This is a genomic window from Streptomyces sp. NPDC060027, from assembly GCF_042737005.1.
GTDB lineage: Bacteria > Actinomycetota > Actinomycetes > Streptomycetales > Streptomycetaceae > Streptomyces.
This window is the reverse complement of record NZ_JBHWVI010000275.1, coordinates 1-10,192: the sequence shown is the minus strand read 5'-3', so window position 1 is coordinate 10,192 and position 10,192 is coordinate 1. Positions and strand designations below refer to the sequence as shown.

Below are 10,192 nucleotides of genomic sequence, written 5' to 3'. Positions count from 1 at the left end.
CGAAGGCGCGCTCGACCGGGTTGGGCGCTGTCACCTCTCATGAACATCGAACACGGCGTGGTCCGGGTGCCTCCCAAATTGCTGAACAGCCGCTGCCGAACTTCGTGACCAAAGCCACTTCGACGGCTCACCGACCGGCCCGACGCTCTCGTAGAACTCGACTCGGTAAAGTCCAGCAGATCCTCGGCGAGCTCCTGGGCCGGGATCTGTCCCTCCTCGACGAGGCCGCCATCAACGAACTCCTAGACGACTTCACCACCGCAGACCTTCACGATGCCGATCTGCACGCAACCGACCTGTCAGGAGTGCGCTGGTCGGAGCGAACCTGGTGGCCACTGACGATCGACGTCCAAAGCCTCGAGAACCAATCCCAGGAAACCCTTCTCGGAAGCGGCATCTACATCGTCCGCTCCGGGCATCCGCCCGTCCGCGACTTCGCCGACCAGACATGAAACCGCACCTCATCCCCCGGCCGCAGGCCGTGCACGGCGGGGACACCACCCCCGATCCGCACACCCGCCACCACGGTGATCCCGCCATGGGTCCATCCCGGTCTCATGCGGTATCCCGATGGGAGTGGCCTGACCGCGAAACAACGAGCTCAGGGGGAGCAAGTGCGGTTCGAGGCTGCCGAAGCCAGCCGAAGGTCCGCTCGACGACCCAGCGCCGCGGGATCACCTTGAATCCCTTCACGGCCGGATCCCGGCGGACGGCTTCGACGTCGATGCCGAGGCGGGCGCCGTGATCGATGGCTTTGGTGCGGTATCCGGTGTCGGTCCAGGCCTTTCTGACCTGCGGGTTTGAGGTAGAGATCCAGGACAGCAGGTGGATGCCGCCGACGTCGTCGGAGACACTGGCGGCGAGGAGCAGGCCGAGAGTGTCGACGCCGAGGTGACGCTTTCGGCCTGCGATCTTCTTCCCTGCGTCGATTCCCTGCCCGGCGCTGACGGGAACGTGCGGGGGATCACCGGTCCGAACTCGTCGGCGCAGACGACCGTCGCGCCTGCGGGCGGGCAGGTGTAGAGCTCGATGATCCTGGTCCTCTTCCCTCGAAGTCGGTGTCCCTCGAGCGAGTCCAGGACCGGGTGCGGCGCCAGCGCACCCCCTCGGCCAGCAGGATCCTGCGGACCTGGGCAGGTCGACCGAAGGCCGCGGCCACGACCGGACGACGGAATCCAGATACCGGTCGGCTGCCCGGCCCGGGGCCGCAGATCCGGAGGTCACCGCCTGAGGTTAGGGTGACCGGTGTTCCCTCCCCACCGGACCGGATTACCCTGTGCCCGAACCGCTGGCCGTCGCCGTCGCCCAGCCCCGTTGCGCCAGCCCGGACGTCGCGGCCAACGCCGTGCTGCACGCCGAGGCGGTGCGGGGCGCGGGGGCCCGCGTGGTCGTCTTCCCCGAGTTGTCGCTGACCGGATACGACCTCGCCGCGCTGGCCGTGGCGTGGACGATCCCCGCCTCGCCCCCTTGATCGACGCCTGCGGCAGCACGGGGCCGACCGCGCTGGCCGGCGCCCCCTGGCGGGACGCGGACGGATGCGAGTACATCGCGACGCTGGCCGTCACGGGCGAGGGTGCCGAGGCCGTGTACGCCAAGATGCACCTGCACGGCGCCGAAGGACTCCGCTTCACCCCGGGCGAGAAGCCGGTGGTGTTCGAGGTGGACGGCTGGCGGCTGGGGCTCGCCGTGTGCCGGAACACGCGGCGCAGACCGCGGAGCTGGGCATCGACGCGTACGTCGCCGGCACGCTCTACGGCGAGGGCCCCGAGCAGTCCGCCCGCCGGGACACGCACATGCGGGAGCGGGCGCGGGCGCACGGCGTGTGGGTGGTGCTGTCGACTGCGGCGGGACCCAGCGGGGAGTACAAGGAGACGTCCGGCGGCTCCGGGGTGTGGTCCCCGGACGGTTCGCTGGTGGCGCAGTCGCGCCCCGCGCCCGGCGAGGTGCTGACCCTCGTCCTCGGCTGACCGGCGCCGCTCCCCGATCCAGACGAAGGCCTGGGTTCAGCAGGAAGCAGTTCGGCCTCCACTCGCGTTCTCCAGGTTCGCCCGTAACCGGCGACCGACCGGCTCGATGCCGGACTGTGGCGCCCGGTGCACCAAGCCCGGGCGCCGCGGCGGCGCGGTGGTCGGTTCGCTGACGGGATCCGTGCGGCAATCTCCCGTGCGAACCGGTTGGCTCGCGGCGAGAAGGGGATGGCCGTCCTGCTCGATCGTCAGCAGGATTTGGGAGCAGGTCGTGTGCTTCCTGGAGCGTCAGCAGGGCCGGCCTCTCGGTGGCGTCGTCCATCGGTGCAAGTCGATCTCGCCGGGCTCGAGGTGGCCGTAGTGGTCCATGCAGAGGCCGACTCCCCTGCCTGTGTTCGCGCTACGGGCCGGCTCTACCGGCGCTCAGCCTCAGCCGGGGCGTCTGGGTTGAGGACAGGCAGAGCCCTTCCCGCCGACGGCCCTGTGGGGCTAGGGGTGCCGGGTGTGGTGGCTCGTAGCTCGGGGTCGTCCGTGTCAGGCGATCAGCTCGTAAATGCTCCGGGCCGTCAGCCACAGGCCGGCGAGCGGGGAGAGCGTGACGATCAGTCGCTCCTGGTGCTGATCCAGCCAGCTCCGCAGCGCGTTCAAGCGGGCGTCCGCGGCCGCGGGCGCCCGGAGTGCGTACATCTCCATGACGATGAGGCTGAGCGTGGCCAGCAGGTAGTAGCCGGTCAGTGCGAACCAGTCGGTGGGGGTGGAGAGGTTCGCGTCGATGGAGGTCGCGGCCCCGGCACCGAGCATGGCCCAGGGTTGCAGCAGCCATGCCAGGCCGGCCGCCGTGGCCGGGGAGGCGTTGTCGATCCGGGCGGTCCAGCGCGGTGGGCCGTGCGGACGTGGCGGCCAGGTAGAGATCTGCTTCCACCTGACGCGCCGTCGCGATCAGCCGCGCCATCGCCGCGTGCAGGCGGGTGCGGGGCGCGATCCTCATGTCCAGGAGTATGCCGAGTGCGGCCATGACACGAGGGCCGATCGAAGAGGTTCGAGCGGGGATCGCGGGGTTCGCGAGCCGGGAGCATGATGAGGGGCGATCTGGCTTGCTTCCGGACCGTCTCTTGTCGCTCGGGCGTCTGCCGGTGGACAGGGACGTCGCGGAGCGAGTCGCGCTGTGCCGTTGCGTGAAGAGTGAGGGCCCGGACCGGTGTCCTGGGGAAGGTCCGGGCCCTCACCCACGCGTTCATGGCGAAGAAGGAGTCGTGGTCTTCGGCACCGTGCAGGAAGGCCGGAACCGCAGCGGGCCCGCATCTACCCGGATGGTCAGACGGGGCGTGCGGCCTCCGGCGGGCGGGATCATGCTGGGGATCGGGTGGCCCGCACGCATCCGTCGGCCACCCCGGCCCGCCCGGCCCCGCCGCGTCTCCACCTCGTCGCGGCCAGCCTCGGTGAGCGGGCGGCGCGCACCGGTCGATGCGCGCACGGTGGGGGCCCGAGCCGTGACGGCCTCGGGTCCTCACCCTTCAGGATCACGGCACCGTTTCGGTGCCAGAACAGGGACGCCCGCCGCCCTGCCGTATGTCTTAGCGCCGGAACAGGAAGCCGTCATGACCACTGCACCACCGCCGATCAGCGAGCCGGATCCGTCAGCGCTGGTCTGCCCCGGCGACAAGGTCGGACCCTGTGGCAACTGCCAGCGCAAGACCCACAAGTACGGGCACGGTGGCAGCCCGCTCTGCCGGTGGTGCATGGCTCCCGTGCGCGAGGGCTGGGGACCGGCCGTGCGCTTCAAGAACACCCGCAGCTAACCCCACGCCCGCCGCCGTAGGTGACATTTCTGCGTGTCTGGGAGTTGCTGACGTCGTTGGACAGGCCATCGCGTGCAGGATCCGACTTCACCCTTCGGAGGCGCGCGGTTGGAGGGCCCGGACCCCACGCACCGGTCTCGGGCCCTCACCCATGTGACCGTGCCGGTGTGGCGGGAAGCGTGGATTGAGTGGAGGTTGGTGGGGCGGCGGCCCGGTCTTAACCCACCCGAGTTCCGGGCCGCCCCTCTCCGCCTCTCAGGCCGCGAGTGCCTGAGGGAGCGTGGAGTAACAGGGGATGATCGTGTCGAGGCCGACGATCTCGAGAACCCGCTTCACCGGCGCGCTCAGGGCCGCCATCCGGATCCAGCCGTCCGTAGCCGCCGCATCGCGGTGAGCTGCGGCCAGCACGCTGATCGCCTGGAATCCACGAACGTGACCCCGCCAAGATCGAGGACCGTCTGCGCCGGGCCGCCGTGGTTGGTCTGGAGGGCCTGGCGCAGGAGGTCGACGTAGTCGGCGTCGACCTCACCGGACAGGGCCAGGAAGCGCATGCCCGCGGTGTGAGTGATCGACAGACGGGTGGGCTGCTCGGCTGTGTCGTGCATATGTGCCACGTCGCCCTTCAACAATCCTCTGCGATACAGGTCAGCGCTTCTCCCCCAGGGGGAAGGCGCGATGACGGCACGTGTCCGGTCTCCAAGGCTGGTCGTCTAACCCGGCGATCGGTACGCAGGAGTCAGTGACTGGGTCTGTCGTGATCTTGTGGGGTGTCGGGCGGTGGTTTGGGGGAGTCGCGGGGTTCGGGGTGGGGCTCTTCCTCGGGTGGGTGACCGGCTGCGATGGCTCGTCCGCGTTCCAGCTCGAAGTTGAACTCGAGGCCCAGGAGGATCGCGACGTTGGAGACCCAGAACCAGATGAGGAAGAGGATCACGACTCCGATGCTGCCGTAGGTGCTGTTGAGGCTGCCGAAGTGGGCGACGTAGAGGGCGAACGCGCCGGATGCGATGATCCAGAGGGCTACCGCGACCAGGCCACCGGGGAGGATCCGGCGCGGTCGTTTGGCGTTGGGAGCGGCACAGTAGAGCAGGGTGACCATCACAATGACGAGGATGATGAGGACAGGCCATTTGGCAATGCCCCATACCTGTACGACGTTTTCGCTGACTCCGAGGACCTTCCCTGTCTTTGTGGCCAGGGTGCCGGTGAAGACGACACCGGTAGCGGTGAGGGCGAGGAGCACGACGAGGATGATGGTCAGGGCTAGTCGTGTGGGCAGGGTTTTCCAGAGCGGGCGGCCTTCGTCGATGCCGTAGAACTTGTCGGCGGCGCGCATGAAGGCCGCGATGTAGCCGGAGGCGGACCACAGGGCGAGGATGATCCCGATGGCCAGGGCGATGCCTGCCTTGCCCTGGGCGTTCTGGAGTTGCTGCACCACGGTGGTGAGGATCTGGCGGGCGGATCCGGGGCCGAGGTCGCGAAGGTGGTCGAGCAGCGGCTTGGTGGCGGAGCTGCCGACCAGCCCCAGGATCGACACCAGTGCGAGCAAAGCGGGGAAGATCGCCAGCAGGCCGTAGTAGGTGAGCGCAGCGGCCGCGTCGCTGAGGCTGTCGGCCTTGAACTGCTTGGTGGTGCGTTTCAGGACACCCCACCACGACATCTTGGGCAAGTCGGTCGGGCTCTCGGCGCGACCGGCGCCACCGGTAGCGGGCCTGGTCTCGTCAGCTGCGCTTATGTGCCGGTGTTCGTTCTCGTGTCGTGACATGGGTATCAGCCCGGCGTGTTGATTGGCTGTTCCGGGGCGCCAGGGCCTCAGTCCTTGCCCCCCTGGTAGATGCCGTAGATGACTCCGGGCAGGTGTCCGCACAAGGGAGGAAGGCCCAGAGCACCTTCATATTCGGCTCCTCCTTGATCAGCACTGCCGGGAACGGCAGGACCAGGCACAACAGCACTAAATGGAGCTTGACCGTGATCATCCATCGTTCCGAGGCGCGATCGTCGGCGGCACGGTAGCCGCTCTTTCATGGTCTCACCGCCGGCCGCTCGGTGGGGAACCGTCACGCTGTCGGACATCGGCGGCGCCGCCGCGGGCGGCCAGCCTGTTCATCCTGCTGGCCGCGGTGAAGTTCGACCCCAGTCGGGCCAAGGGCCTGACGAAACGCAGCGCTCGTTCGCGGACACGCCTGCCAGGCCCTGACTGCTGATCGTCGCGGCGGGCGGGATCCACTCCCGTGCGTGGATCCCGCCCAGTAGCAGGATTCCGGGTACTTGGTCGGCCTGACGTGTCCCGACCCGCAACAGCCTCGTTGTTCGGCCCTCGTGGGTGAGCTGGGGTGGGGTGATGGTCTCCGAGGTGTCGGGGTAGGCGTCGTGCACTGGTGATCGCCGATTCGATCTCGGCCACATTGAGGTACACGTTCACTCCTTCCGGCCGAGGCCGTGCGGGATAGCGTCCCGGTGCGCGAAGCGGTCACCGCCGCCGATCTCTTCCTTCAGGCTGCGCCAGTTCTCCGTGACGTTCTCGATCTCGATGATGCTCACTTGGGGCGCCGATCTGGCTGCTCTGGCCTGGTCGAGCTGCTCCTGGCGGAGATAGAGGTCCAATCCGACGCCCTCCTGGGTGTCGCGCGCGACGGAGCGGCAGCCGACATCGGGCTGCGTCTCACGGAGGAACTCTCTGAGCGCTTCGGCGTTCTCGGCGACAACGTGGCAGCGGATGACGTCCAGTTCCTCGCTCATGGCGTCATCCCGTCGGCGAGCGCGACGGCCCGGGAGGCGTTCACCCGGCCGAAGCCGTAGTCGCCATTGTGGCCGGCCGCGTCGTACTGGACTTCCGGTCCTCCGATCTTGTCGGCCGACTCGTGCATCACCTCGCGCAGTTGGTCTCTCGTGAGGTGGGGGTTTACCGACAGTGCCAGGGCGGCGCACCCGGCCGCGCAGGGTGCGGCGAAACTGGTGCCGGTGTTGGTTCCGTAGCCGCCGCCGGACTTGGTGCTGAAGACTTTGACGCCGGATGCGATCAGTTCGACCCCTGAGCCTCGTGCCGCGTTGTCCTCCCGACGTCCGCCGGGCGGAGAGCTCACACCGACCCAGCAAACCGTCAACCGTGCGCTGTCCGCGGCGCGGGCACCGGTCGAGCACGGCGTGGCACGACTGAAGTCCTGGCGCATCTTCCGCAGATCGAGGTGCAGCCCGAACCGAATGACGTCAATCGCCGCGGCCGTCCTCACCCTGGAGCGGCAGCGCTGAAAGAGCTCACTGAGTAGCTCAATAGTTGCCCTGTCTACAACACCTTTCTTGGGTAACGTGGTTGTGAGACGAGCCGCTGGGTACGCCCAAGCCAGGCGAATTTGCCTCAACTCTTCCCGTTTGGGCTCAGGGGCCAGGACCGCTAACGGTTCCGCACCGGAGACGGCTTATGTTCAATCATCGAGGAGAAAGCGAACGCAGCTTGACGGCGCCCCTTCCAGGCCCCCGCTTCATCGCCTGGTGGGTGTGGAGCGCAGTGAGCTTGAGTGGATTGCTTGCGGCCTTGTGGTGGGCAGGGGAAGACCATCCTGCGTGGCAGCGTGAAGGGTTTTTCGGGATTGTAGGCGCCATCGGGAGAATCTTCGGGGGCATCGGATCAATCTTCCGAGTGGGCGATCAGAACGGGGCCTCGCTCGGAGCCAGGTTGGCCTTCCTTCTGGCCTTGCTGCTGCTGCTTTACATGTGGTGGAGGGCAACCCGTGCCTGGCTGGCCTACAAGCCGGGCCCGGTCGACGTGCAACAGCTCGAAGATGCCACGCAAGCGGGAACCGTAAAACCGTCTAACGCCGACCTCACGGCCAAGCTTCGCCGCCGACTGTCCGAAAGCAGCATGTACCCGCCTACAACGCTTCCAGCGCAGGCTCCCGTCGAAACTTTCCTGGAATTGATCGGAGACGTCGAACTCGATCCCAATAATCTTGGAAAAGCCCTGCCGAGAGTGTTGAGTCGCCTTCGCCCGAAACTGGCCTATCGAGTGAGCGGGGTCCTCCAGTCCCGAGTGGCGGAGCCCGATCGGTACGGGATGACAATAACCGTCACTGCGTTTCTGTTCGGTGGCTCCCGCGCGATGACCATATGGGGGACAGATTGGGATGAGGTAATTAGCAAGGCCAGCATTTGGGTTGTGAGTTCGCTGTTGCCCGTCACGCGTGCCGGTAGGCGCGCCCCTTGGCGTTACTGGTGGGGCAGAGAACTCAAACCGGAGTTGTATCAGGCATACCAGGAGGGGACCGAACTGAGCCGTGCAGGGCGCCATCATGAGGCCTTGGAGCGGTACTTTCAAGCGGTGCAACTCGATCCGAGGAATGCCTACCTGCGAGCCGAACTAGTCGAAATTCAAGAAAAGATGGGGTTGCACGTCGACGCTCTCAATACTGCCCAGAGGGCTCTTACTCTCGACGGGCAGACCGCACGCAGCTATCGAAATCGACTCTGGCGAAATCGCTGGATCCCGCACTGGAGCCGACTTCGGTACCTTCGACACCCTCGCCGATACAGTGAAGTTCTCGGACTTCGATATCGAAATTCGATAATCCTTGGCACGTCTGAGACTACAGCGAAACAGTGGTATACGCGGACGGGAACACATGGCACGGAAACCCACAAAGAGCTCATTCCGATCCTCGTGGAGCGCTACTGGCCGACTGTTATCGATATGTGTGATGCCGGCACTCGCAAGGAAAGAATGAAGCAAGCCAAGGAGTCATTGAGGGAGATCCTTGAAAAGCAGGCAGGTGATGAAAAGGACGGCGCTCCTGCAATCAAGGCAGAGCGAACCGTTGCGTTGGTATTTCAGAGAGCTTCCATCCAGGAGACAAACCGCCTCGCCTCCGACGACAGGTGGGCTCGCGTTCTCCTTTACTGGCCTACGGCATTGTGGAGTTGGACTCGCTTCATCTGGCCCGCAGCGTACCTTCAAAGCTTCCGCGGGGCGCAGCAGCCAGTGACTCGGGGTGCGTTCCTGACGAACCGCAGAGTATGTGCACCACTACGATTGGCCTGGGCCAGTTGGGAATACGACCAGAACGCATCGCCATACAAGTGGCGGCGGCGATACGCATGGCGCTGGAGAAGCAGAATCTCTTGGACAAACTTGCGAATCCGGTCTCTCCGTCGGAGACTCTTTTTCGCACGAAGATGGCCATTGCTTTACGGAGATTGGCACTCGCGCTACAACGCAGCGTGCGTTTACGCCATTGCAATGCACTCCACGGATGATAAGCAGGAAAAGGAGGAATTTGCCAAACAGGCCATATGTCAACTCGAGGCAGCGGTGCTCATTCCTAGAATGACCTTTGCAACCGTGGAACGAGAATGGATGACAGGAGAAGATCCTGACCTGAAGGAGCTCTGGGCGAGCGAGATATTCGGTGACTTTATTCGCACCGCTTACCCAAGCGTAGAGTCCCCCTCAGTGCACTCTGCAAGGGATTTGGATTCCACAGATGCAATGATGCGGGAGTACGACTATCGACTCCTCGAAGCAGTTGCCAAAGTTATGGAACAGGCTTGGCGCGCACGGAGTGAGAAGGCTGGTTCTGATATCGATACCACGGTTTCATGGCTTGGAGCGGAGTGTGAAATTTGGAATTCCCTCCGCGAGATTGTGGACGATAAACGCAAATACATGTGGCAAGACCGGGTAGATCTAATACATTGCATTCAGGCCAACTGTCATTCGGCTTCGTCCGACACTCCAGGGTTTCCACCCCAAATGGGTGCGAACGAGAGTCATTCGACAGCCGGTCATAGCTCCCTAAGCTCTCAAAAGATCAATAAGCTCTTTAGGGACCTAAACTGTTACATGGGCAGCTCCGAGAATACTTGCGATACTCCCTATTCGAACGGCACTCCCTATTCCTACAGCGAAGAGGGCCAAAGGGTCCTCCGGGATGCCGCGGCGGATGGCTTGACCTGGCTGAACGCCAAGACGGTCCGGAAACTCTCCATACGGTATGCCGCGGCCTGGCATAGGCTCGGGGACTGGTTGGAATTTCCGGAAAGTAAAAGTCAAGAGCCATTCAGTCAAGCAGTGGGCAATGTTCCCCAATTGACGCGGCGAACGCTTTCGAAAGTCGAAGGCGGAAAAATTCCGATCTGAGACCGCGTTTGAGATCTGCCGTGGGGCCGAAGGGCGGACGGCGAGAGAAGCACCCGCGGCGGCGGATCGTGGACGCGATCTTCTACGTGGTGCGGACCGGGTGTGCCTGGCGGCAGCTGTCGAAGGACCCTCCGGCCTGGCCGACGGAACTGGCCGGGTGCACCCAGCAGTAAGCGTTGCCACTGACAACTCGTCCGATCGAGTTGGCCTGTCGAGGAGGCCGTCTCACCGAAACCGACGCCTTCGGTCACGCAGAAAGGCGGGTCCGCCACCACGGGGAAGTGACGGACCCGCCTGCG

At 65.1% G+C, this 10,192-nt stretch carries 11 protein-coding genes and 3 pseudogenes; 7 read left to right on the top strand and 7 right to left on the bottom strand.

Going from position 1 to position 10,192, the window contains the following annotated elements; translation table 11 throughout:
• Positions 1–452, top strand: a pseudogene (locus ACFWBT_RS38350) (hypothetical protein); the annotation flags it as partial.
• A gap of 103 nt (positions 453–555) precedes the next feature.
• Here the strand turns inward: ACFWBT_RS38350 and ACFWBT_RS38345 are convergent.
• Positions 556–936: pseudogene (locus ACFWBT_RS38345) on the bottom strand (transposase); the annotation flags it as partial.
• 340 nt (positions 937–1,276) lie between these two features.
• Between ACFWBT_RS38345 and ACFWBT_RS38340 the strand changes: the two are divergent.
• Together ACFWBT_RS38340 and ACFWBT_RS38335 are read left to right on the top strand one after the other, a co-directional pair.
• Positions 1,277–1,471, top strand: coding sequence for a nitrilase-related carbon-nitrogen hydrolase (locus ACFWBT_RS38340; protein WP_385708042.1), 195 nt, complete (start codon positions 1,277–1,279; stop codon positions 1,469–1,471).
• Between the two features lie 217 nt (positions 1,472–1,688).
• A complete protein-coding gene (locus tag ACFWBT_RS38335) occupies positions 1,689–1,967 on the top strand; it encodes a hypothetical protein (protein WP_385708039.1) in 279 nt (92 codons plus the stop codon).
• 534 nt (positions 1,968–2,501) lie between these two features.
• Here the strand turns inward: ACFWBT_RS38335 and ACFWBT_RS38330 are convergent.
• Positions 2,502–2,879, bottom strand: coding sequence for a GAP family protein (locus ACFWBT_RS38330; protein WP_385708050.1), 378 nt, complete (start codon positions 2,877–2,879; stop codon positions 2,502–2,504).
• Positions 2,880–3,565: 686 nt separating this feature from the next.
• Between ACFWBT_RS38330 and ACFWBT_RS38325 the strand changes: the two genes are divergently transcribed.
• Positions 3,566–3,766, top strand: coding sequence for a hypothetical protein (locus ACFWBT_RS38325; protein ID WP_385708036.1), 201 nt, complete (start codon positions 3,566–3,568; stop codon positions 3,764–3,766).
• A 344-nt stretch (positions 3,767–4,110) separates the two neighbouring features.
• Here the strand turns inward: ACFWBT_RS38325 and ACFWBT_RS38320 are convergent, their stop codons facing one another.
• The 5 genes from ACFWBT_RS38320 to ACFWBT_RS38300 all read right to left on the bottom strand — a co-directional run bounded on the left by ACFWBT_RS38320 (position 4,111) and on the right by ACFWBT_RS38300 (position 6,846).
• Positions 4,111–4,371 (bottom strand): STAS domain-containing protein, encoded by a 261-nt coding sequence (locus tag ACFWBT_RS38320; RefSeq protein ID WP_385708032.1) that lies wholly within the window; start codon positions 4,369–4,371, stop codon positions 4,111–4,113.
• Positions 4,372–4,502: 131 nt separating this feature from the next.
• Positions 4,503–5,423, bottom strand: a complete 921-nt coding sequence (locus tag ACFWBT_RS38315; protein ID WP_385708048.1) for a YihY/virulence factor BrkB family protein — start codon at positions 5,421–5,423, stop codon at positions 4,503–4,505.
• 443 nt (positions 5,424–5,866) lie between these two features.
• Entirely contained in the window at positions 5,867–6,169 is a 303-nt protein-coding gene (locus ACFWBT_RS38310; protein WP_385708029.1) for a M14 family zinc carboxypeptidase, read from the bottom strand.
• Between the two features lie 12 nt (positions 6,170–6,181).
• On the bottom strand, positions 6,182–6,502 hold the full coding sequence (locus tag ACFWBT_RS38305; RefSeq protein WP_385708026.1) for a hypothetical protein: 321 nt from the start codon (positions 6,500–6,502) through the stop codon (positions 6,182–6,184).
• Positions 6,499–6,846, bottom strand: a complete 348-nt coding sequence (locus ACFWBT_RS38300; RefSeq protein WP_385708023.1) for a S8 family serine peptidase — start codon at positions 6,844–6,846, stop codon at positions 6,499–6,501. Before ACFWBT_RS38300 ends, ACFWBT_RS38305 begins: the two co-directional genes overlap by 4 nt.
• Between ACFWBT_RS38300 and ACFWBT_RS38295 the strand changes: the two are divergent.
• The 3 genes and pseudogenes from ACFWBT_RS38295 to ACFWBT_RS38285 all read left to right on the top strand — a co-directional run.
• Positions 6,821–7,012, top strand: a pseudogene (locus ACFWBT_RS38295) (transposase family protein); the annotation flags it as partial. The gene ACFWBT_RS38300 and the pseudogene ACFWBT_RS38295 overlap by 26 nt on opposite strands.
• 169 nt (positions 7,013–7,181) lie before the next feature.
• Positions 7,182–9,893 carry a tetratricopeptide repeat protein gene (locus tag ACFWBT_RS38290; RefSeq protein ID WP_385708020.1) on the top strand — a complete coding sequence of 904 codons (2,712 nt, stop codon included), beginning with the start codon at positions 7,182–7,184 and terminating at the stop codon, positions 9,891–9,893.
• 20 nt (positions 9,894–9,913) lie between these two features.
• Positions 9,914–10,066 carry a transposase gene (locus ACFWBT_RS38285; RefSeq protein WP_385708045.1) on the top strand — a complete coding sequence of 51 codons (153 nt, stop codon included), beginning with the start codon at positions 9,914–9,916 and terminating at the stop codon, positions 10,064–10,066.
• Positions 10,067–10,192 lie beyond the last annotated feature (126 nt).